A 23,431-nucleotide genomic window follows, 5' to 3' on the forward strand; every position below is an offset into this window, starting at 1 on the left:
GTCATGTTGTTCCGATAAGCTGGATAGCGAGTTACCGAGCCGAACGAACCATATTGCCACATCCATGACCGATGAGATTGCCTTGCAGAACGCCATACCAAATCGCCGGAGAATCGCCACACTTTCCCTGCTTGCGGCGCTGATACTGTATATCACCAGTCTCTGGCTGGAAGCGCGCTGGCCGGCCATGAGCTACCTGGCGGCCTTCGCCGAAGCGGCGATGATCGGCGGCATCGCCGATTGGTTCGCGGTCACCGCACTGTTTCGTCATCCGCTGGGACTGAAGATTCCGCATACAGCCATCATTCCGCGCAATCGTCAGCGCATCGGGCGCAGCCTCTCCGGCTTCATTCGCGAGAACTTCCTCTCCGAACGCTACGTGCGCGACTCGGTACGCCGCTTCGATCTTGCCGGGGCGCTGGTGGATTGGCTCGATCGTCCTGACCGACGCGCGCTGGTCAGTGCCAATGTGGCACGTTTCGCAGTGGCATCACTGTCGGCGCTGCGCCAGGAGGCCGCGCGGGACTTTCTCACCCAGACCCTGCGCTATCACCTGGGGCGACTGGATACTGCCCGCATGCTCGGCGCCGGACTGTCGGTACTGGCTTCCGAGGGGCGCCATCAGGCGCTGCTCGATGACTCACTGGCAAAGCTCTCACGCTGGCTGGAGGACGAAGATCATCAGGAGCAGGTCAAGACCTTCATTACCGATACCGTCTTCAAATTGTTCAATCCGCGCATCCTGGGGCGCGAGGTCAGTTTCCACCGGCTTGCCGGCTGGGTGGTCAACGAGCGCATTGTCGAGCAAAGCGCCCGGCTGATCAGCGAGGTCAGCGCCGATCCCGAGCACCCGCTGCGTCGCCATCTGGATGAGCAGTTTCAGGCGCTGATCGAGCGCACCCGCAATGATCAGAGACTGGCTCGCAAGCTCGACGGACTACGCGATGAGCTGCTCGACAACGAACGTCTGACCCGTTACCTGGGGGCGGTCTGGGAAGATGTCGTGACCTGGCTTGAGCGCGACCTGGCCCGCGACGACTCCGAGATACGCGCCCATTTCGAAAACTTTCTGGCCCACTATACCCGTTCGCTGCGCCAGGATGACGCCGCCCGCCACTGGCTCAACGAGCAGGCCGAAACCCTGCTACCGGCACTGGTCGAGCGCAATGGCCCGCGTATCGATGCCTATATTCAGCGCTATCTCGACAGCCTCGATACCGGCGAAATCGTCGAGCAGATCGAGAAAAATGTCGGCAACGATCTGCAGTACATCCGCATCAATGGCACGCTGGTAGGTGGCCTGATCGGACTGGGGATTCATGTACTGACCCAGTTGTTGCCATTCAGTTGAGTCTCCGGCGCTGCTCGGCAATGGCGGCGATATCCCGGGGCGTGGTCCGACAACAGCCACCGATGATTGCCGCGCCTGCCATCCGCCACTGGTGGATCATATCGCCAAAGGCCGAACTGCCGACGTCAGAACTCTCCTGCGGCTGCCAGCCACCCTGTTGCGGATCGTAGCGCTCTCCGGAGTTGGGATAGACGATGACTCGGCGTTCACTAACCGCGCGGATCTCATCGATCAGTCCGCTGATATGCCGCGGAGCGGTACAGTTGACCCCGATCGCCACCACCTGCGGGCACTCCGAAAGCAGCGCCGCACACTCCCGCATCGGTGTACCATCACTGATATGGGCCGCATCCCGGGCCGTGAAGCTTACCCAGGCACGCGCCTCGGGGAATTCCGGGAGCAGTCGGATCAGCGCCCGCGCTTCGCTCAGCGAGGGCAAGGTTTCAATCGCCAGCAGATCAGGGCGTTCACTCAGTAGCGCCGCCAGGCGCGGTCGGTGAAAGGCCTGCAGCACCACTTCATCGTCGGTATAGTCGCCCCGATATTCGGAACCATCGGCCAGCGTGGCCCCGTAGGGCCCCACCGAGGCAGCCACCAGTGGCCAGGGGCGGCTGTCATCGGCATGCATCTGCCAGAACGCCTCGCGCGCTCGGCAGGCGAGTTGTACCGAGCGGCGGATCAGCGCCAGCGCTTCCTCCTCGCTCATTCCGTAGCGACGAAAACCCTCGACCGATGCCTGATAACTGGCCGTGATGGCGCAATCCGCGCCGGCCTCGAACCACGCCTGATGTACCCGGACAATGGCCTCGGGCGCTTCATGCAACAGCCGGGCCGACCATAATGCGTCATTGAGCTCGAAGCCGGTGCGTTCGAGCTCGGTCGCCAGCGCGCCATCGAGCACCATGAAATCAAAACGTGCGAGCACGTCATCCAGTGCACTCGGCAAGGGGGGTTGTGCCATGCGCTACGTCTCCTGATCGGTTCTTCGATCACGGTTTTTCCCATTCACCAGAGTGCCACGCTTACCGCAAGGCGACCATGGTCCGGGTGTTACAGCGCTGCTGCCTTCGTCAGGCTGGTGTGTTGTCGCTCGGCTCGGGCATCATCCCCCCGGCTCACAAGGCCAATGCAGCCGATGCTTCAGGCATCCCCTGACTGACAGGTACACCAAGGGCTATACGCTTATGCACTCCCCCGCTGACGCCCCCGATTCTACCCGGGATCGGGGCTTTCTCGGCCATCCCCGCGCGCTGGGGCCGCTGTTTTTCACCGAAATGTGGGAGCGATTCTCCTACTACGGTATCCGCCCGTTGCTGGTGCTGTTCATGGCTGCTGCACTGCACGACGGTGGTCTGGGCTTCGAGCGCGATACCGCTTCGGCCATCGTCGGCATCTATGCCGGTGCCATCTATCTCTCGGCCCTGCCCGGCGGCTGGCTTGCCGACAACTGGCTGGGCCAGCGCCGGGCGGTCTGGTACGGCTCGATCCTGATCGCTCTGGGCCATCTGTCGATTGCCCTCTCCGCCGCCTGGGGCGCGACGATGTTTTTCATCGGGCTGCTGTTCATCGTACTCGGCTCGGGGCTGTTCAAGACCTGCATGTCGGTGATGGTCGGTACCCTCTATGACGAGGGTGACGCGCGCCGCGATGGCGGCTTCGCCATCTTCTACATGGGCATCAACCTGGGCGCTCTGTTGGCGCCGCTGTTCACCGGATTGCTGATGCGTCACTACGGCTGGCACTGGGGCTTCGGTATCGGCGGGTTGGGTATGCTGGTGGCGCTGCTGATCTTCCGGCTATGGGCCATTCCCGGTCTCAGACGCGCCGATGAACTGCGCGGCCGGGCTGCCAGCTGGGATGCACCCGCCGTGGCACGCCGTGGCGTGGGCTACTGGATCAGTGGCCTGGCGATTGCCCTGTCCGCCTTTGTGGCCCTGGTCGCCATGGGCGCGATCAGCCTCGACCCGGTCGCCATCGCCGAAGCCATGACCAGTGTGATTATCGTCTGTGCGCTGGGCTATTTCGTTTACCTGTTCGCCTTCAGCGGGCTGGATCGCAACGAGCGCATCCGGGTGGCCGTCTGCTTTCTGCTGATCATGGCAGCCGCCTGTTTCTGGGCCTCGTTCGAACAGCAGCCCACCTCGTACAACCTGTTTGCTCGCGACTACACCGATCGCATGTTGTTCGGCTGGGAGATCCCCACGGTGTGGTTCCAGTCCTTCAATCCGCTGTTCATCATCCTGTTCGGCCCGCTGTTCGGCTGGCTGTGGCCGGCCCTGGGGCGGCGCGGGCGGGAACCCGGCAGCCCGGCCAAGTTCGTCCTCGGCCTGCTGTTGGCAGCCGGTGGTTTCGGTCTGATGATGCTCGCCGCCGAACGGGTACTGAGCAGCGGCGGCGCCGTCAGTGCCGGCTGGATCACACTCAGCCTGCTGTTGCTGACCCTCGGCGAGCTCTGCCTGAGTCCGGTGGGACTATCGACCATGAGCGCGCTGGCGCCCCGCCAGATGCGCGGTCAGGTGATGGGCCTGTGGTTTACCGCTTCGGCACTGGGCAATCTGGTCGCCGGTCTGATCGGCGGCCACGTCAACGCCGGCGAGCTGCAGCAATTGCCCGAACTGTTCGGCCGCTGTGCGGTGGCACTGGTCATCTGTGCCATCATCCTGTCGCTGCTGATTCGACCGATCCAGCGTATGCTGAAGGGCAATCCGATCGTCGACCCGGCCGCTGTTCAACAGAGCGCGCCCGACTCGTCATCGACGACCCGTCACTGAATCACCGGAGCCGACCGATATGCCACTGACCGAGACGCCCGCGACCCCCGCAGAACGCCTTGCCGCCCTGCGTGACGCCATGCATGCGCATGGCTTCGATGGCTGGTGGATTCCCTCTTCGGACCCCCATATTTCGGAGTATCTGCCCGAGCACTGGCAGGGTCGTGCCTGGCTCTCCGGCTTCGATGGTTCGGTCGGTACCCTGGTGGTGACGCAACACGCGGCCGGCCTCTGGGTCGATAGCCGCTACTGGGTACAGGCCGAAGCACAGCTCGCCGGCAGCGGCATTGAGCTGATGAAGCTGCAGCCCGGTCAGGCGCAGGCGCCGATGCACTGGCTCGCCGGCGAACTGGAGCGGGGCACCACGGTCGGTTGCGATGCCGCCGTGGTATCGCTGACCCAGGCCCGCCAGCTGGAGGCGACACTGGGTGGGCGTGGGATCAGGCTGCGTACCGATCGCGATCTGCTCGATGAGATCTGGCCCGATCGCCCGGCACTGCCGCAGGCGCCGGTCTACGCTCATCCCGAGCAATACGTCAGTACCTCCCGGCGTGACAAGCTCACCGAACTGCGTGAGGCCATGCGCGCTCATGGTGCCGACTGGCATCTGCTCTCCACGGTGGATGACATTGCCTGGCTGACCAATCTGCGCGGTGCCGATGTCGACTATAACCCGGTCTTTCTCGCCCATATGGTCATCGGTCGGGATCGCGCGACCCTGTTCATTGCCCCCGGCAAGCTCGACGAGCCGCTGCGCCGGGGACTGGTCGATGATGGCATCGAGGTGGCCGACTATCAGGCGGTCAGCGGCTACATCGCTGCCCTGTCGACCGACACCCGGGTTCTGTTCGACCCGGATCGCGTCACCCTCGCACTGACTCGGGCACTGCCCGAAGGCGTTGCACCCATCGAAGCGTATCAGCCCACCAGTCTGGCCAAGGGGCGCAAATCCGACGCCGACCTTGAGCATGTGCGCCACTTCATGGCCCAGGATGGTGCAGCGCTGTGCGAGTTCTTTGCCTGGCTGGACGACGCCCTGGCACGGGGCGAGTCGCTGACCGAGCTGACCATTGATGAACGTCTGACGGCTGCCCGAGCAGCACGCGAGGGCTTCGTCTCACGCAGCTTCCCCACCATTGCCGGGTTCAACGCGAATGGTGCCCTGCCGCACTATCGCGCTACCGAAGAGACACACTCGGCGATCACCGGCAATGGCCTTTTGTTGATCGATTCCGGCGCCCAGTATCTCGGCGGGACGACCGACATCACCCGGGTAGTGCCGATCGGCGAGATCACCGCCGAGCAGCGCGCCGACTTTACCCGGGTACTCAAGGGCACCATCGCGCTGTCGCGAGCGCACTTCCCCCGCGGTATTCCCGCGCCGCAGCTCGATGCCATCGCGCGCGCGCCGCTGTGGGCCGCCGGGCTGGATTACGGGCATGGCACCGGCCATGGTGTGGGCTACTTTCTCAATGTTCATGAGGGTCCCCAGGTGATCGCCTGGCAAGCCCCGAACCGAGCCCAGACCGCGATGCAGCCAGGCATGATCACCTCGATCGAGCCCGGGCTGTATCGTCCCGGGCACTGGGGCATTCGCATCGAGAACCTGGTCGCCAACCGGCCCGCTGACGCAAGCGAATTCGGCGATTTTCTGCAGTTCGAGACGCTCACTCTCTGCCCGATCGATACCCGCTGCATTGACTGCTCGCTGCTCACCCGGGAGGAAATCGTCTGGCTGGATGCCTATCACGCTACGGTGTGGGAGCGGCTCTCACCACTGCTTGATGGCGCTGCCCGTGCCTGGCTGGAAGAGAGCACTCAGGCCATCGGCCGGGAATAGAACCGACCTGCAGCAAGGCGCCTGCCATGAAGGAAACTCATATGGCAGGCGCATGATCTTCACTCTCCTGTGGGGCCGGGTCGCTTATCCTGATGCCACTTTCCGAGCTCGGCAGGGATGTCGAGGCGCTCACCCCATTTTGACAGGCCATTACCCATGCAATACAGCGGCAGCCGTATCCTGACCACGCATACCGGCAGTCTTCCGCGCCCCCGTTCACTCTCCGAGTTATTGGTTCGACGCGAACAACACAAACCGTTCGATCAGGCAGTGCTGGAGCGCGAAATCGAGCAGGGCGTCATCCAGGCGGTGAGAGGCCAGCTCGATGCCGGCCTGGATATCATCAACGACGGCGAAGCGCCGCGGGTCGGGTTTTCCACCTATGTCATCGAGCGCATGTCCGGCTTTGGTGGCGAGCAGCGTCGCAAGCCGGCACTGGATATGCAGCGTTTCCCCGGTTACGCCGACCACATGGCCCGTCAGATTGGCGTGGCAGAAGACCTGGCACGGGTCTGGGACACTGCCGAGGCGCAGCGGGCGGTGCATTACGAGGACTCGCTGGCCGGCGTCACTGCCGAGCTGGCCGCGTTCGGCAATGGGCTGAAGCAGCAACACGCCCAGCCGATGGAAACCTTCATGACAGCCGCTTCACCGGGCGTGGTCACGACCACCATGCTGCGTGCTGCCGACAACCCGGATTACCCCACCGATCGTGACTATGTGCTGGCCGTCGCCCGGGAGATGAAAAAGGAATACGACGCCATCATCGCCGCGGGCCATCTGCTGCAGCTCGATGCGCCCGATCTGGCCATGGAACGGGTAATCATGTTCGGTGATCAACCGCTGGGCAGCTTTCTCGAACGCGTTGAACTGCATGTCGAGGCGATCAACCTCGCGCTGGCCGATATTCCGCCGGAAAAGGTGCGCCTGCATGTCTGCTGGGGCAACTGGCAGGGGCCGCACCAGGATGATGTACCGGTCGCCGAGCTGCTGCCACTGCTTTATCAGGCGCAAGTCGGGGCACTCAGCATTCCGCTCGGCAACCCGCGTCACGAACATGAGAGTGTCTCCTTCCGCTCGCATCCGCTGCCCGATCACATGCTGCTGATTCCCGGCGTCATCGATGTCACCACCAACTACCTCGAGCATCCCGAGGTCGTTGCCAATCGTCTCTGCGCCGCGGTCGATGCCGTCGGCGACCGAGAGCGGATCATAGCCGGGACCGACTGTGGCTTCGGCACCTTTGCCAGTTACGAGTTCGTGGCCCCCGATGTCGCCTGGGCCAAGCTGGGAGCGCTCAGCGAGGGTGCCGCGCTGGCCTCGCAACGGTTGTGGGGATGAGCGCTTGTGTCCTGCGAGCAGGGCCATGATGCTCGCAGGACACACATCTGCTGAAATCAACCGGAGCATGACCGCATGATCCACAATCCTGAAGGACGTATCACGCTACACCCGCATACCCGGCGCGTTCGCGTCTGGCTCGATGATGTGCTGCTCGCTGACAGCCGCCGCGCCATCGAACTGCGCGAGACGAACTATCCACCCCGGCAGTATCTACCGCAGGAAGACGTTGAGCTCTCCCGTCTTTCGAATTCGGCCACCGTCACCTACTGTCCGTTCAAGGGCCATGCCCGCTATTTTGCCGATCACGATGGCACGGATATCGCCTGGAGCTACGAGACACCGCTTGAGTTCGTCGCCGATATCCGGGAGCGGCTGGCCTTCGATGGTGAGCGAATAACGGAAACCATCGACGACTGAGTCGCTCTCAGGGCGTTTCGGGCGTGATTCGAACCAGCCGGCCATCTCGCTGATCGGTCAGTACCCAGAGTGCACCATCCGGCCCCTGGGCGACATCGCGTACCCGGCCGAGGTCTTCCAGCAGCCGCTCTTCACCGCTGACCCGATCGCCCTCCAGCGCCAGGCGCACCACTCCGCCGGGCCTGAGCGAGGCGATCAGCAGATTGCCCTGCCACCCCGCAAAGCGATTGCCGGTATAGAAGGTCATGCCACCGGGCGCGATCACCGGGTCCCAGTAGTAAATCGGCTGTTCCATGCCCTCGTGTTTTGTAATGCCCTCACCGATCGGCGCACCGGAGTAGTCCTCGCCATAGGTGATTACCGGCCAACCGTAGTTGTGCCCCGCCTCGGGCCGATTGAGCTCATCGCCGCCCTGAGGGCCGTGCTCGATGGTCCAGAGCGCGCCGCTTCCGGGGCGCAGAGCCGCCCCCTGAATATTGCGATGGCCGTAGGACCAGATCTCCGGACGAGCCTCGTCGCGACCGACAAAGGGATTATCGTCGGGAATCGAGCCATCGCGATTGATACGCACCACCTTGCCGAGGTCACTTTCCAGTGACTGTGCCTGCTGACGCGGTTCGGGCAGCGAACGTTCACCGAGGGTAATGAAGAGATGCCCCTCGCCATCGGGAATAACCCGGGAGCCAAAGTGTTTGGTGGAGTCCCAATCAGGCTGCTGATGAAAGATCGGTTGTACATCGGTCAATCGACTGCCGTCGGTAGAGAGCGTCGCCCGCACCACTGCCGTGCCGTTCTTGCCATGCTCGCGCGGCTCGGAGTAGCTCAGATAGAGCCGCCGATTGTCGGCAAAGCCCGGATCGAGTACGACATCGAGCAACCCACCCTGGCCGCGCGCATCGACCTCGGGCACGCCCGTGATCGGCTCGGAGATATCGCCTTCGGCAGTGATCACACGCAGCCGCCCCGGGCGCTCGGTCACCAGCATGCCGCCCTGGGGCAGAAATGCCAGCGCCCATGGATGCACCAGACCATCCGCCACCACTTCGACCTGCAGTTCAACCGTCGACTGCATGGCAGGCGCCCGGGTCTGGGCAGGGAAGGCGGGCTGCTGATCGGGCGCATTGGGGGGCGGTGCCTCCATCGGCGCGCCGTGGGCAGCCAGTGAGGGGGCCAACAGCAGGCTCAGGGTAGTGGCGAACAGGGCAACACGCATGGGCAAGGCTCCTCCGGGGATCACGTGGCTTCTACGCTAGCACCCCCATCGCCGACGCGAGTGACAGGCCAGGGCTGGCTTCAGCTGCACGTCGCGTGAGAATGCGATGAAGCCCTGCAGCAATATTTTTTGGCTCGCTCTTGAATTTCTTCAACGCGCCACTATTTAACATAATGTCTGAAGCGGGATGCTCACCGGAGGTCCTGCGATAGACCACCGAATGCCGCGAATGCGGGTCGGTGTCGACAGAACTTCGCTGATATTTCGGGAGGTTGAATCATGTCTACCATGTCTCTGAGCCCACTGTTTCGTCGCAGCATCGGCTTTGATCGACTCAACGATCTGTTTGAATACGCCATGCACAACGACGTACCCAGCTACCCGCCCTACAACGTCGAAAAACACGGCGATAACGACTATCGCATTGTGGTGGCGGCTGCCGGGTTCAATGAACAGGAACTGGCCATCGATGTCGAAAACCGGGTGCTGACCATCAGCGGCGGGCGTGACAGCGAAGGCGAGAACAGCGATCAGGAGCCGATGACATACCTGCATCGCGGTATCGCCAAGCGCTCGTTCCGACTGGCCTTCCGACTCGATGAAAACATCGAGATCCGTGGCGCCCGGTTCGAGAATGGTCTGCTGATGATCGATCTGCTACGGGTTGTCCCCGAGCAGCAACGCGCCCGCCGCATTCCGATCAACGGCGATGAGACGCAATCGCTGAGCGATCAGTCGTCCTCACTGTCGGGATCGCAGACCGGCGTCAGCCGCAATGAGGCAGAAGTCACTGCCTGATGCCTGAAGGGGGCCATTTTGCTCCCTCGGGACCATGACAAAAAGGCTCCGCCCTCTTCGGCGGAGCCTTTCGCTTTTCGGGACAGGTCAAAAAATGGCCGTCACCCAGCGTCAGTGCATTTTTCTATCCGGTCAATAAATACCATTAATATCCACTGGCTTATTGCTTTATGGCAGGAAAGAGGCTTTCAACAGACCTGTCGACGTATTATACTAATGGTGTATTGAACAACCCCTTCTTGCCTGTCGTAACCGTTAGCGCAGCGCAATGCATCCCCGAACTGAGGTGTGTCACGTCAGCGACAGGATCTTTCGGTACCAGCGCTGCTCTCGGAAGAAGTTCTTGCCGGCTCTCCCGAGCGCTGATACCGATGCAGCACGGTCAAGCAGGTCAACGATGTTCCGGGTCACACTTTTGATTCGAGAGGTCTTTCATGGCATCGCTTGCTCACACTTCGCCGCTGTCTCACGACAACACTGCTGCTCTTCTGCCCGATCCGATTGCATCTGCTCAGCGAGGCGAAACACCGAGTTCGCTTCCCTGTGATATCGAACAGTACACGGACAATGATTATCGCCTGACGGTCCCTGCGACCGGTCTGAGTGGCCGGGATCTGTCGGTTCGGGTTGACGATCATGTCCTTACCATCAGCGCCCGAGCCGATGATGATCAGCGCGATCAGTCGGCCATCCGGCTCTATCGCGGCATCGAGCGTCAGCCGCTTGAACTCGCCTTCCAGCTGGATGACCACGTCAGCGTGCGTCGGGCACGACTGGCCAACGGGCTGCTGAGCGTCGACCTTCATCGCAGCGCAACCGAGGCCCGCCGGGCCCAGCGGGTGGTAGTCAACTCGGAAGCCGAAACCACCGTGCGTCAGCGGCTCTCCCGCATTCGTCCGCTGCGAGGCACGCGGCGCAGTCGTTCGGCCTATCTGAGCGCAATCGACGAGTAAACAGCCGCTGTTCATGACAGCATCCATCAAAAGGCCCCGCCGAATGGCGGGGCCTTTTTCATGGCATGCCGAGTGTCGACACTTATCCCGGCGTAGGCGCTGATTCGGCAATCAGTCCTTCGCTCTTGAGGGTCTGCCAGAATTCGGCCGGGATATCGGCCTGCATCGACTGATGGTTCGCCTTCGCCTGTTCAGCGGTACGGGCACCGGGAATGGTCGCCGCGACCACATCCGGCGCCGCGGTAAACTGCAGCGCCGCAGTGCGCAAATCGGTGCCATGCTCGTGGGCGATGCGGCTGATCCGATCCCGCTGTTGACGATAACCCTGTGGGATATCGGTGCTGTACATCCAGTGATTGCTACCGGCGAGAAAGCCCGACCCCAGGGGGGCACCGATGACCAGCGGTACTTCGGCCCGGCGGGATTGCGGGAACAGCCGGCTCAGGGCATCCTGGTGGTTGAGCAGGGTGTACCGGGTGGCCTGCAGAATGACATCCGGATCAGCATGTTCAATGGCTGCCAGCGAAGGCTCGATATCATTGACGCCCATGCCCCAGCCCCCGATGATGCCCTCTTCGCGCATCCGGGTCAGCTCCGGCATGGCGCCCTTGAGGGCCGTATCAAGATATTGTTTCCAGTCATCGCCCAGGTCCTTGTTACTGGGTGCCAGATCATGGATATACACCAGATCGATCTTGGAGACCCCCAGGCGCTGCAGACTGTCCTCCAGCGAACGGCGCACCCCTGCAGCGGTATAGTCGTAGCGATAATTGAAGTTGAGATTGCCCTTCCAGATGCCGAGCTCGTCCACCGAAGCATCGGGCATCAGCAGTCGACCCACCTTGGTCGACAGCACATACTCCTCCAGCGGCTTGTCATCGAGGAAGTGGCCCAGTCGACGCTCCGAGAGCCCCAGCCCATACCAGGGCGAAGTATCGAAATAGCGCGTCCCACTCTTCCAGGCCGCTTCCAGCATCGCTTCGGCCTGATCGTCGGGCGTGACCCGGAACATGTTGCCGAGCTGGGTTCCGCCGGCGCCATAATGATGTTGCGGCGGAAACAGATCCATCGCCAGCGGCGGCTTACCCGGAAGTGCCGGGTTGCCACTTCCGGGCGCCTGGCCGGCGGGATGGTGGCCATTGCCCGCGGCCAGTGCTCTGGTGCCGACGGTCGTGGCAGCGGCAGCGACGGCTGCCTGAGTCAGAAATTCACGACGGTTGCTCATGCACTCTCCCTTCTGCACGGCTTCCGGCTCTCCCGGATCACCGTGACTACGCCAGTCATCCAATGAAAGATGCCCCCAGCCTGGCTGACCCGGCGTGGTCCGACCAGTCATGCACTCGCCCGCCTCGGGCTGGTGTCTGATGAGGCTCGTCACCGGGATAAAAGTGGCTTAAAGTAGTGCGCATTTGTCACACCTTCGACCCAGAGCAACCGATGGCCTCTTCTGTCCTGTCTGCCGCGCCCTGTACTTCTCCCGATGATGCCCTTGATGACCGGACGCTGCTCGACCGGGTACTGGCGATCCACGACCAGCGACAGATCGCTGCCTTTCTCAATGAGGTCACGCCTGAACGCTGGTGCCGCGAGACCATCAACCGCTGGGTCAAGGGCCGCGCCACACCGCGCCTGTCGCATGCCGAGCATCGCCGCCTGCAGCGTCTGCTGCCCACCCCACCGACCTCCAGGCCGGCCTTCCGCTTCATCGACCTGTTTGCCGGCATTGGCGGTATCCGGCGGGGCTTCGACGCCATCGGTGGCGAGTGCGTATTCACCTCCGAGCGCGACCGCTTTGCCGTGCGTACCTATCGCGCCAACCATTACTGCCATCCCGACCGTCACCGCTTCAATCTCGATATTCGCGATATCACGCTCTCCACACGCGAGGATATCGATGAAGAGACCGCCTACCGCCACATCAACGATGCCATCCCCGACCACGAGGTACTGCTGGCCGGTTTCCCCTGCCAGCCATTCTCGCTGGCCGGGGTCTCGAAAAAGAATTCACTGGGGCGCAAACACGGTTTCGAGTGTGATGCCCAGGGCACGCTGTTTTTCGATGTCGCCAGAATCATTGCTGCCAAGCGGCCACCGGCGTTTCTGCTCGAGAACGTCAAGAACCTCAAGAGTCACGATGGCGGCAAAACCTTTCGGGTGATCGTCGAGGCACTCGATGAGCTCGGCTATGAAGTGGCTGACGTCGAGGCGCCAAAGGGACGCGACCCCAAGGTGATCGATGCGCGCCACTTCCTGCCCCAGCATCGCGAGCGCATTGTGCTGGTCGGCTTCCGGCGCGATCTTGACGTCCATCAGGGCTTTACCCTGCGCGATCTCGAGCAGGTCATGCCCGAGCACCGCGCCAGCTTTGGTGAACTGCTCGATGAATATGTCGAGGAGCGCTATATCCTTTCCCCGAAGCTGTGGCGCTATCTGCACGATTACGCCCGCAAGCATCGCGAGAAGGGCAATGGCTTCGGCTTCGGACTGACCGGGCCACAGGATGTCGCCCGTACCCTGTCGGCGCGTTATCACAAGGATGGCTCGGAAATTCTGGTCGATCGCGGCCTCGACCCGGCGCAGGCGTTCGACAGTCCCCACAATCAGGCCCATCGCCCGCGACGGCTCACACCCCGCGAGTGCGCCCGACTGATGGGCTTCGACGGCCCCGGAGAGGCGAGCTTCGTGATTCCGGTCTCTGATACCCAGGCCTACCGGCAGTTCGGCAACTCGGTGGCCGTGCCGGTCTTCGAAGCCGTAGCCCGGTTGATGGCGCCGCGTATAGAAAGAATCGTGAGCGCCAGCGCGGCGCCCACTGTGCCATCGCATCAGAGCGGTGACCGGTCAGCTCAGGTGCGATAGCTGGCCAACAGCCCCGCAACAAAGATGAAAAGGCCACCGAAAATACGATTGAGCAGGCGCTGCTGGCGTGGCGAGCGCAGCCAGCCGGCAATCACGGTGGCCAGCCCGGCAAAGCCGCACATGACCAGGATATCGACGCCAATCATGGTCACGCCCATCACGGTAAACTGCAGGGGGCGTGGCAGGCTCGGGTCGAGAAACTGTGGCAGCAGGGCGATCAGAAAGATGGTCGCCTTGGGATTGGTCACATTGACCAGCACGCTGGTGGCAAAGCGCCTGAAGGCCGGCTCGTCAGGCCCTGCAATTTCACCCTCATCAGGCGACACCGCCCGCTCGCGCCATTTGGCCACCCCCAGATAGATCAGATAGGCCACCCCGATCCATTTGATCAGCGCAAACGCCAGCTCCGAGGAGGCCAGCAGCGTGCCCAGCCCCACGCCCACTACCAGCAGTTGAAGCCCCAGCCCGACCTGCAGACCGAGAATGGCTGGCAGCGTCCGCTTCAGGCCGTAGCGCAGGCCATTGGACATGGTATTGATCGCCCCTGCGCCGGGGGTAATGCTGATCAGCAGCGTGGCGGCCAGAAAGGCCCAGAAGAGTTCCGGTGACATGGTGGCGTGCTCGGACCGGGAGATTTGGAAGCTCCATCATACGCTCGCTCACGTGACGGTGGAATGACCCTGCCGCCGATGGCACCGGCCCGTCGCCCATTCGCGCCAGCGGTCATCATCCCTGCCCCACGCGCAGCAAAACGCCCGCCCGGAATAGCCCGGGCGGGCGTCCTCATGACCCCATGCGGGATCATGCCATGGCAGTCTCGATCAGCCCTCGCGCTTGCCGTCGACCAGCCGGTTGAGCCCCAGCGGGTTGGCTTCACGGGTCGCTTCCGGCTGCAGTGCATCGGGGATGTTCTGATAGCACACCGGACGCAGGAAGCGATAAATCGCTGCGGTGCCCACCGAGGTGGTACGGCTGTCGGAGGTACTGGGATAAGGGCCGCCATGCACCATGGCATCGCAGACCTCGACCCCGGTCGGCCAGCCATTGGCAAGAATACGACCTGCCTTGCGCTCGAGAATCGGCAGCAACCGACGCGCCTGGTCGTAATCGGCCTCTTCCATCTGCAGGCTGGCGGTCAGCTGGCCCTCGAGCTGCTCGGCCACCTGCTGCATTTCGGTGGTGTCGTTACACTCGATGACCAACGAGGTCGCCCCGAACACCTCTTCCTGCAGGCTGCGATCAGCCAGAAAATCCTGTGCCGTGGTCTGAAACAGCGCCGGCTGACAGGTGTGCGGACCACTCCCCTGCGGGCCACGAGCAATTTCGCGCACCTTGCTGTTGCCGGCCAGCCGCGACATGCTCTGGCCATAAGCTTCATGAATGCCCGGGGTCAGCATGGTCTGTGCGCTGGTGTCCCTGAGCGCCTCGGCCGCAGTCTGCACGAAACGATCCAGTGCCGGCCCTTTCTCGGCGATCAGCAGCCCGGGGTTGGTGCAGAACTGGCCAGCGCCAAGATTGAGCGAGTTGATGAAGGCACGGCCCAGATCTTCGCCCTGGCCTTCCAGCGCCTTCGGCAGGGCAAACACCGGATTGATGCTGCTCATTTCAGCGTAGAACGGAATCGGTTCATCACGCTGTTGGGCGATCTGCCACAGGGCATGGCCCCCCTTGCGCGAACCGGTGAAGCCGACTGCCTTGATCCTGGCATCGGAGACCAGCGCCTGGCCGACTTCGAAGCCCGAGTCATACAGCAGTGAAAAGACCCCTTCGGGCAGGCCGCACTTGCCGACAGCCCGCTGAATGGCGCGACCTACCAGCTCCGAGGTGCCGGGATGAGCAGGGTGCGCCTTGGCCACCACCGGGCAACCGGCGGCCAGTGCCGAAGCGGTATCCCCCCCGGCGACCGAGAAGGCCAGCGGGAAGTTGCTGGCGCCAAATACCGCAACCGGGCCCAGCGCGACATGACGCTGTCGGTGATCAGCACGCGGCATCGGTGAGCGATCGGGCAGGGCCGGATCGACCCGGACATCGAGCCACTCACCATCGCGCACCACACGGGCAAACAGACGCAGCTGATTGCAGGTACGACCCCGTTCCCCGGTGATACGGCCTTCGGCCAGGCCGGATTCGGCCACGGCGCGCTCGATCAGTTCGTCACCGATCGCCTCGATCTCATCGGCACAGGTTTCCAGAAAGCGGGCGCGCTCCTCGAGACCGGTCTCGCGGTAGCGGTCAAATGCCTCCCAAGCGAGCCGGCAGGCCTTGTCGACATCTTCCCGAGTGCCGCCCGGCCAGCTCGGCTCAAGGGTCTTCCCGGTGGCCGGATTGACCGCCGCGATGGGTGACTGGCTGCCACGAATGGCCTGCTGGCCAATGAGTTGGGTACCTTCCAGTGCCATGACTCCTCCTTCCTGCGGGACCCGATCATGGAGCGCATCTCCATGACGGGCACTCAGTGAGTGGATGTGCAACGAAGACGACTCGCGGACAAATGCCAGCGGATTACGCAGCATTCGTCCCAGAGCCGGCAGTTCGATTTCGAAGCGATCGCCATCCCGGGTCTCGATACCCTCGGCAAAACTCAGCGTGGCCGTGCCGAAGAAATGCAGGTTGAGGTCACCGGGACGACGGAACAGGTCATACTTGAAGTGGTGATACTCGAGATTGGCGAAACTGTGCGACATGTTGGCTTCGCCGGTCGCGAACGGCTTTTCCCAGAGAGTAAGACCGTCGCGCACAATGCGACTGGTGCCGGTGAGACTGGCAGGCAGCTCGCCGACGAACAGCTCGGGACCGAAACTGCAGTGGCGCAGCTTGGAGTGCGCCAGCCAAAGATAATTGTGCCGCTCGGTCACGTGATCGGAACACTCGTTGCCGATGGCATAACCGATCCGCCACGGCTGACCCTGCTCATCGTTGAGATAGATACCGACCAGCTCGGGCTCCTCGCCGGCATCCCGAGCGAAAAACGGGACCGGAATGGGCTGTTCGGGCGCAATCACACAGCGGCCATCGCCCTTGTAGAACCATTCCGGCTGAACGCCAACGGCACCTGCCTCCGGTTTGCCGCCCTCGACGCCCATTCTGAACATGCGCATCGAATCGGTGAGGTGCTCCTCGGCCGTTTCAAGCGCACTGTGCATCGCCGAGCGGGTATCGGCACTGCCCAGATGCGTCAGGCCGGTTCCGGTGACCAGACAATGGGCCGGGTCGGGATGCATGATTGGCGGCAGCAGCTGACCGCCAGCCACCAGGGTGTCGTAATCGAGCAGTTCATCACCGAGCAGCCCCTCGATGACACTCGCCAGCGACTGACCGGTCGCAACGGCCTGCCGGGCCAGCGCCAGGGTACCGCCCTCGAGATCGATCGGTCTTACCCGGGTTTCGCTCTCCACCAGTGCGGCCCGCGGGCCATGAACGCTCTGGTACTGGATCAGTCTCATGCGCTTCTCCGTGGTGATCGGGCCCAGCCGCCGCTACCGACTGCACCCTGAAGTGCCACCGGACGCGGGATGGCGTCGCGTACCGGAGGCATTCATACGGTAGCCGTTGTAGCGGTCAGTTGTCATACAACATCGCCAACAGCCCACCATCATAGTAGAACTCTGGCACCGGATAGCGATTGAAAGGCCGGATATCGACCAAGGTCGCAGAGGATGTGTTGTCTTTACGCTTCCGATCACATCCCTCTGATCATACGAGTACTCCGGCTGACGGAACCTTGACCCATCAACCGGAGCAGCAGGATCGACACGCTCACTGGTGCTCGTCAGGTGAGCAGCGTGAAGATCACCCAGACCAGTCCAAACGCCATCAGCGAAATGCCGGTTGAGACCACTGTCCAGGTCTTGAGCATGGTCTGGGTACTGACGCCCAGGAAGCGCCCCACCAGCCAGAAGCCGGAGTCGTTGACGTGCGAGTAACCAATGGCACCCGCCACGATCGCCACCGTAATGCAGGCGGCCGGGAAGCCGGCGAGCTCGGGCGCCGCCAGCACCGCCGGTGCCATGATGCTGGCAGCCGTGGTACCGGCCACGGTGGCCGACCCCTGAGCGACACGGATCACGGCGGCAATCACATAGCCGGCCACGATCAGCGGCATGCCCATCGACTGCAGGCTGCCAGCCAGTGCTTCACCGATGCCACTGGCCTTGAGCACCCCACCGAACATGCCGCCGGCCCCTGTAATCAGGATAATGCTGCAAACCGGTGCCACGGCCTGTTCGACAATGTCGTTAATGGCATCCATGGCCTTTTCACGCTGACGTCGCAGCACCAGCAGCCACATGGCTACACAGGTGCTGATCAGCAGCGCAATCGGTGTTTCACCAATCAGCAACAGGGTGTTCAGCAGGGTATTGCCCTCGGGCAGGACGCCGCTGGAGATCAGCGTCGAGATCCCGGTATTCATGAAGATCAGGCCCAGCGGCAACAGCAACACCAGCAGGACAATGCCGAAGGGAGGCAGCTCGCCCGTCTCGTCGGCCTGACTGTCGCCCATCATGTCAGGCACCGGCTGGAAAGGCGTATGCTCGGCGCGGGAAACCGACAGCCGATAGCCCATGACATACCAGGTCGGGATGGCAACTACCAGTGCCACCAGCAATACCTGACCCACATCGGCATGCAGGAACACCGCCGCTGCTACCGGGCCGGGATGCGGCGGCATCAGCGCATGCATGACCAGAAAGGCTCCCGCCGCCGGCAGGCCGTAGAGCAGCAGCGAGCCTTTCAGCTCGCGGGCGATCGAATAGATGATCGGCAACATCACCACGAAGGCGGCATCGAGAAAGATCGGGAAACCGAACAGCAGGCAGGCGATCGACAGACCCAGCGGCGCACGCTCCCGCCCGAACAGTCGGATCAGGGTATCGGCCAGCACCCGAGCGCCGCCGGAAACCGCCACGATACGCCCGAGTACGGCGCCAAAGCCGATCAGCAGGGCCACATTGCCCAGGGTGCTGCCGAAACCGGAGAGCAGGGTCGGCATCAGGTCAGAGACACCAATGCCGGTGGCCAGTGCCGTCGCAATACTGACAATGACCAGCGAAAAGAAGGGATGTAGCCGCACCCGAATAATCAGCAGCAGCAATACCGCGATGGCAACGGCTGCAACGGCCAGCAGGCCGAGCGTCGACATCCCGGAAGCGGCCGCGTCCTGAGCCCCTTGCATAGTCATTCTCCCTGGCGGGCCACCACCGCAGCCACGGTGGCTATATCTTTAATGGAAATCGGATAAGGCGTTGGCCCGGTCATCATTCGGGCAGGACCACAAAGGACGCCTGATGCACAACACCCTCTGCGACGTACGAATGAGTGGCCATCCGTACACACGCTGAAGACAGCAAACAGGACCCCGGCACATCGCCCTTGCGGTCGACGCGCTTCATGAGCCGGGTCCCGTTATTCGGTCACTCGGCAGCCGGAACCGCCTGAGCATCCATCGGCCGAGGCTCGGCATCGCCGTCGCCGAGCCCCGGGTAATGGCTCAGGACAGCGGCGGCGGACCGAGTTCTTCGAGCAGCTTCTGCAGCTTCACATAGGCCCGATTGCGATAAGCGATCAGTTCCGGAATGCGCTCGGCCGGTACATCGGTGAAGCCACCGCCACTCTTGGTCCCCAGCTTGCCCTGCTCAACCAGTTCACTGAGTACCCGAGGGGTGGCGAAGCGCTCGGGGAAATCCTTCTGCAGCGACTGATAGCAGAAGTTGTAGACATCCAGGCCGGCCATATCGGCAATCGCGAAGGGGCCGAAGAACGGCAGGCGGAAGCCGAAGGTCGTCCGCACCAGGGTGTCGATGTCCTCGGCGCTGGCAACCCCTTCCTCGAGCAACTGTGTAGCCTCGTGGAACAGCGCATACTGCAGGCGATTGAGCACAAAGCCGGTCACGTCGCTGACGGTCGCGGTCTCCTTGCCGGTCTCATGCACGATGGCACAGGCCGATTCCACTACATCGGAACGGGTGCCCGCATGCGGAATGATTTCCACACCCGGGACAAAGGGCGACGGATTGGAGAAGTGTACGCCCAAAAACCGACCCGACTCGGTCACGGCCTCGGCCAGTGAAGCGATCGAGATGGTGGACGTATTGGACCCGATGATCGCATCCTTCGGCGCCGCCGCGCATATCCGGCGCAGGGTCTCGTGCTTGATATCGAGTTTTTCGGGGACCGCTTCCTCGATGAAATCGACACCCTCGACGGCCGCTTCGATGGATTCGGCGGCGGTGACATTGCGCTCGATTCGTTCGACCGCATCTGCCGGGAACAGCTCATCGGCCACATACTGTCGCGCTTCGTCGATCAGCCGCTGGCGGTTCTTCTCGGTGACTTCGAACGAAACATCGCTGATGCGCACCTCGGCACCGGCCAGCGCCATCACCTGAGCGATGCCGCCACCCATGTAGCCGGAGCCGACGATAGCTACCTTGCGTGTCATGGAACTCTCCTGATGAAGTTGAAAACGGTTATTCAGCGCTTGCCGCCCTGACGGACCCGGCTCTGACCGAGTTCATAATCGGATGTGCGCGGCAGAATCTGCTCACGCAGGTAGCGCTGATTGGTGTTCGAAACACTCAGGCCATCACCCCCGTAATGCTCGGTGCAGATGACGCCCTGGAAGCCATGGGCCAGCGCGATTTCAAACGCCTTGCGATAGCTGATCAGCCCGAACTCCAGCGGAGCCGGCATGGCGATATACTGATCGCGCGCCACATCCTCGTCGCGGCTGTAGTTCTTGACGTGCCAGTAATTGGCATATGGCAGGGTCTTTTCCATCATCTGCTGCCAGGGCTCGATCGGGCGATGCAGGCGAATCAGATTACCGATATCGGGATTGAGGCCCACGTTCGGCAGGCCGATATCCTCGACCAGCGCCACAGCAGAGTCCGCAGTCCCCAGATAGGTGTCCTCATACATTTCCAGCGACATCAGCAGACCCAGCTCTTCCGCACGCCGACCCAGCTCCTGTAGCCGCTTCACCGCCAGATTCCAGGTATCACGATCGCCGGTCGGGTCCTTGTGGCCTTCGACAGTCCAGAACCACAGCTGCTTCTGCTGCTCCGGGGTCAGCGCCTGGTGCAAGCCCACGGAAACTACCTCGCAGCCCAGTTCGGCAGCGGCTTCCAGCGTGCGGTGGCTGTAGGCCAGGTTGTCCTCGCCGTGTTCGGTATCGATCACACTACGACGGATGGCCGACAGCGAAGGCATGCCGAGACCGACGTCCCGCGCCGTCCGCTTGAACTCATCCAGACGCGCTGCCGACAGATCACCGGGTTTCACCCAGCCATCGGTCAGATCGACATCACGGAATCCGGCATCACGAACTTCGGTAAATACCCGATGCCAGTGGGAAGCGTCGGCATCATTGACATGCCGCCCCTGGGAATCGGTTGCGGAAAACTGCAACAGAGCGGCCGCGATCGGCCATTCTTCAGCACTGTAGGGCATTGCAACGCTCCTCTTGTGTGGTCGCTCATCGGTGACAGGGGCCGTATGGCTGTCGAACACCGCCCGGTATTCGACAGGGCGCCCTGTCACGGGTTGGATCATGGAGAGGCACTGACTCCCGGAGTTTCAATGCTTCCCCAAAACCTCTTGAATTCAGGGATGGGCATGCGCCGAATGCTTTTGCAGTCGGAGGATCGGCCGGAGAGGCCGTTGCCATGGCCAGGCCGGTCTCCGGAAAGTACCGGCCAGCTTCACGCCGTGGTGATCGGGCATGCCGCAGCAATTACCATAGCGCTGATGGGCAATAACCAGACAATGCCGACAGCACGTCATTCTGATAACCTTTTGGTTATCGAAACGGCCACGGATCATATGTCATGGGGACTCTGGCGAAAGACTGGTTCTCCCGGGTTCGACTAAAGTTGCGCCACCTCGAGCTTTTCATTGCCCTTGATGAGCAACGCAACCTGCATCGCGCCGCGGCCCAGCTGGGTATCAGCCAACCGGCGGCTTCCAAACTGCTGGGTGAGCTGGAGGAGCGACTGGGAACGGCACTCTTCGAGCGTCACAGCCGTGGGCTGACCCCCAACTGGTATGGCGAACTGATGGTGCGTCGCGCTCGTTCGGTGCTGGATGAACTCGGTCAGGCGGGCGAGGAGTTCAACGCCCTGCAGACCGGGCATACCGGACTGGTGCGCGTAGGAACGGTCATGGCAGCAGCCGTCTCGCTGCTGACTCGAGCTGTCGAAAGACTGCACAGCGAGCGCCCGGGACTGCATGTCAGCATCAACGTCGATGTGAGCCATCAGCTGATCCAGGGACTGCTCGATGGCGACTACGATTTCGTGCTCTCGCGCATCCCGGCCGGTTTTTCCGGCGAGCACTTCGTGTTCGAGGAGATCGGTGAGGAGGAAATCTGCTTCGTCTGCAGTGTCCGACATCCGCTGGCCCAGGCCTCGGCCCCGAATCTGAAGGCTTTGAGCCAGTGGCCCTGGGCACTGCAACCCCGCGGTAGCCTGATGCGTCAGCGTGTCGAGGAACTGATGCATCGGGAGCGACTCGAGCTGCCCTGCTGGGTGGTGGACACACCGGATCCGATGGTCTCGCTGGCGCTGGTCGACAATTCGGAGTTCATCACCGTCGCTACCCGGGACGTCATCGAGCGGCTTTTCGATCCGGCCCGGTTTCATATCCTGCCCTACCCCCGACGACTCGGCATTCAGCCCTATGGCCTGGTCAGCCTTCGCCACCAGCGCCTCTCGCCGGGGACCGGTGCGCTGATGTCGACCCTGCGCAAGCTGATGCGGGAAGCCTCTGTCTCCTGAGCCGGTAGCCCACCCCCAGGCAACGGCGTGCGCGCCTTCGCCGTTACCTCTTGCCGAGCGCCATCCAAAATGCGATACCTGAAAATGAGTGAGTCTCATTACCATTCGAGTGTCGGAATTTTCATCGCATGACGCTTTCTACTTCTACCGCGCTCGGCCCACCACCTGTTCGGGCCCATACTTTCGGCGACCTGGAAGCGCTGGGAGAGCATTATGGTATCGATTATCACTTTCCCCGCTCGGGCTGCGCTGCACGCAGCTCAATCGTGCTGCGCGGGCGGGTACAGGAACTGGCACCCGCGCCCGGCCTGCAGCTGGTGACGTCCGATATCGAAGTACTCAAGCGCTATGACTCCTGTTCCCGAGCCCCCACGCCCCTGTCGATCATCGTCATGCTGGCAGGCGAGGCGGAAGTGGGTCTGGCTGGCAAGCGCCTCACCCTGCGCCCCGGCATGGCGCTCAGCGTCCGTCTGGATCAGCACTGCGGACTGACTGCCATTCAGGGCGCCGGCCAGCGTATTCGTGCCCTAACCCTGAGTCTTGATGACACCCGGTTGGCGGAGCTGACCGGTGAAACAGCGCAGACGCAGGAATCATCCATGCACGCATGGCGTTTGCCCGGCGTACTCCAGAGTGCACTCGAAGAGGCGGTGACCGCCCCGCTTGCGGGTATGGCACAACAGTTACAGCTGCAGGGACTGAGCCTGCAGCTGCTGGCTTACAGTCTGTCGGATACCAGGCGACCAACACCCTCATCATCGTTAACGGGCGAGCGTCAGCGTCTTGAACGGGTGCGCGAAACGCTGCGCAGCAACCCCGCCCATGAGCACCGTCTGGATACGCTGGCGCAGCTCGCGGCCATGAGTCCGGCCAGCCTGCGCCGCAAGTACCATGCCGCCTTTGGGCGCAGCGTCTTCGATGAGCTGCGCCACTTCCGACTCTCCCTGGCCCGTGACTATCTGTACAGGGGACTGAGCGTGCAGCAGGCCGCTCACTTCTGCGGCTACCGTCATGCCGGCAACTTCTCGACCGCCTTTCGTCGGCACTACGGCATTTCACCCGGTACGCTGACGCATCACAGCTGATCACCCTGCAAAACGACCTGAGCATT

Annotated in this window: 18 protein-coding genes and 1 pseudogene; 10 read left to right on the top strand and 9 right to left on the bottom strand. The window is 62.5% G+C overall.

What is annotated here, in order from left to right; all coding sequences use genetic code 11:
• Window positions 1–64 precede the first annotated feature (64 nt).
• Window positions 65–1,351 carry a DUF445 domain-containing protein gene (locus tag FY550_RS16030; protein WP_070979953.1) on the top strand — a complete coding sequence of 429 codons (1,287 nt, stop codon included), beginning with the start codon at window positions 65–67 and terminating at the stop codon, window positions 1,349–1,351.
• Here the strand turns inward: FY550_RS16030 and mmuM are convergent.
• A complete protein-coding gene (gene mmuM / locus FY550_RS16035; protein ID WP_149054663.1) occupies window positions 1,344–2,312 on the bottom strand; it encodes a homocysteine S-methyltransferase in 969 nt (322 codons plus the stop codon). The genes FY550_RS16030 and mmuM overlap by 8 nt on opposite strands.
• Before the next feature lie 223 nt (window positions 2,313–2,535).
• Here mmuM and FY550_RS16040 point away from each other — a divergent pair, with 223 nt between their 5' ends.
• The 4 genes from FY550_RS16040 to FY550_RS16055 all read left to right on the top strand — a co-directional run bounded on the left by FY550_RS16040 (window position 2,536) and on the right by FY550_RS16055 (window position 7,723).
• Window positions 2,536–4,122, top strand: a complete 1,587-nt coding sequence (locus FY550_RS16040; protein ID WP_070979958.1) for a peptide MFS transporter — start codon at window positions 2,536–2,538, stop codon at window positions 4,120–4,122.
• 19 nt (window positions 4,123–4,141) lie between these two features.
• On the top strand, window positions 4,142–5,962 hold the full coding sequence (locus FY550_RS16045; RefSeq protein ID WP_070979961.1) for an aminopeptidase P family protein: 1,821 nt from the start codon (window positions 4,142–4,144) through the stop codon (window positions 5,960–5,962).
• Between the two features lie 156 nt (window positions 5,963–6,118).
• Complete coding sequence (locus FY550_RS16050) at window positions 6,119–7,303, top strand: cobalamin-independent methionine synthase II family protein (protein WP_070979963.1); 1,185 nt, start codon at window positions 6,119–6,121, stop codon at window positions 7,301–7,303.
• Window positions 7,304–7,378: 75 nt separating this feature from the next.
• Window positions 7,379–7,723 (top strand): DUF427 domain-containing protein, encoded by a 345-nt coding sequence (locus tag FY550_RS16055; protein ID WP_070979965.1) that lies wholly within the window; start codon window positions 7,379–7,381, stop codon window positions 7,721–7,723.
• 7 nt (window positions 7,724–7,730) lie between these two features.
• Here FY550_RS16055 and FY550_RS16060 read toward each other — a convergent pair whose 3' ends face one another.
• On the bottom strand, window positions 7,731–8,936 hold the full coding sequence (locus FY550_RS16060; RefSeq protein WP_070979967.1) for a PQQ-dependent sugar dehydrogenase: 1,206 nt from the start codon (window positions 8,934–8,936) through the stop codon (window positions 7,731–7,733).
• 279 nt (window positions 8,937–9,215) lie between these two features.
• Between FY550_RS16060 and FY550_RS16065 the strand changes: the two genes are divergently transcribed.
• Both FY550_RS16065 and FY550_RS16070 read left to right on the top strand, forming a co-directional pair.
• Window positions 9,216–9,734, top strand: coding sequence for an Hsp20 family protein (locus FY550_RS16065; RefSeq protein ID WP_070979969.1), 519 nt, complete (start codon window positions 9,216–9,218; stop codon window positions 9,732–9,734).
• 434 nt (window positions 9,735–10,168) lie between these two features.
• Complete coding sequence (locus tag FY550_RS16070) at window positions 10,169–10,687, top strand: Hsp20 family protein (RefSeq protein ID WP_070979971.1); 519 nt, start codon at window positions 10,169–10,171, stop codon at window positions 10,685–10,687.
• A gap of 82 nt (window positions 10,688–10,769) precedes the next feature.
• Here the strand turns inward: FY550_RS16070 and FY550_RS16075 are convergent, their stop codons facing one another.
• The gene (locus tag FY550_RS16075) at window positions 10,770–12,023 is read right to left on the bottom strand and encodes an aldo/keto reductase (protein ID WP_199287823.1); all 1,254 of its coding nucleotides are present in this window, start codon (window positions 12,021–12,023) and stop codon (window positions 10,770–10,772) included.
• Window positions 12,024–12,124: 101 nt separating this feature from the next.
• On the opposite strand from FY550_RS16075, the gene dcm reads away from it, so the two are divergent.
• Window positions 12,125–13,546: a DNA (cytosine-5-)-methyltransferase gene (dcm, locus tag FY550_RS16080; RefSeq protein WP_070979976.1), complete on the top strand. Its 1,422-nt coding sequence runs from the start codon at window positions 12,125–12,127 to the stop codon at window positions 13,544–13,546.
• Here the strand turns inward: dcm and rhtB are convergent.
• The 6 genes and pseudogenes from rhtB to FY550_RS16105 all read right to left on the bottom strand — a co-directional run bounded on the left by rhtB (window position 13,534) and on the right by FY550_RS16105 (window position 20,995).
• Complete coding sequence (gene rhtB, locus FY550_RS16085) at window positions 13,534–14,157, bottom strand: homoserine/homoserine lactone efflux protein (RefSeq protein WP_070979978.1); 624 nt, start codon at window positions 14,155–14,157, stop codon at window positions 13,534–13,536. The two genes, dcm and rhtB, sit on opposite strands and share 13 nt — an antisense overlap.
• Window positions 14,158–14,367: 210 nt before the next feature.
• Window positions 14,368–15,945 carry an aldehyde dehydrogenase (NADP(+)) gene (locus FY550_RS16090; RefSeq protein ID WP_070980448.1) on the bottom strand — a complete coding sequence of 526 codons (1,578 nt, stop codon included), beginning with the start codon at window positions 15,943–15,945 and terminating at the stop codon, window positions 14,368–14,370.
• Between the two features lie 90 nt (window positions 15,946–16,035).
• A pseudogene (gene araD1, locus FY550_RS16940) lies at window positions 16,036–16,989 on the bottom strand (AraD1 family protein); the annotation flags it as partial.
• 326 nt (window positions 16,990–17,315) lie between these two features.
• Window positions 17,316–18,719 (bottom strand): GntP family permease, encoded by a 1,404-nt coding sequence (locus FY550_RS16095; RefSeq protein WP_149054664.1) that lies wholly within the window; start codon window positions 18,717–18,719, stop codon window positions 17,316–17,318.
• A gap of 315 nt (window positions 18,720–19,034) precedes the next feature.
• Window positions 19,035–19,985: a 3-hydroxyacyl-CoA dehydrogenase family protein gene (locus FY550_RS16100; RefSeq protein WP_070979980.1), complete on the bottom strand. Its 951-nt coding sequence runs from the start codon at window positions 19,983–19,985 to the stop codon at window positions 19,035–19,037.
• A gap of 32 nt (window positions 19,986–20,017) precedes the next feature.
• The gene (locus FY550_RS16105; protein ID WP_070979981.1) at window positions 20,018–20,995 is read right to left on the bottom strand and encodes a sugar phosphate isomerase/epimerase family protein; all 978 of its coding nucleotides are present in this window, start codon (window positions 20,993–20,995) and stop codon (window positions 20,018–20,020) included.
• Between the two features lie 377 nt (window positions 20,996–21,372).
• Between FY550_RS16105 and FY550_RS16110 the strand changes: the two genes are divergently transcribed.
• A complete protein-coding gene (locus tag FY550_RS16110; protein WP_070979982.1) occupies window positions 21,373–22,320 on the top strand; it encodes a LysR family transcriptional regulator in 948 nt (315 codons plus the stop codon).
• 128 nt (window positions 22,321–22,448) lie between these two features.
• A complete protein-coding gene (locus tag FY550_RS16115) occupies window positions 22,449–23,405 on the top strand; it encodes a helix-turn-helix transcriptional regulator (RefSeq protein WP_070979985.1) in 957 nt (318 codons plus the stop codon).
• The last annotated feature ends 26 nt before the right edge of the window (window positions 23,406–23,431 follow it).

Origin of the sequence: Kushneria phosphatilytica (assembly GCF_008247605.1) — a bacterium.
Lineage (GTDB): Bacteria > Pseudomonadota > Gammaproteobacteria > Pseudomonadales > Halomonadaceae > Kushneria > Kushneria phosphatilytica.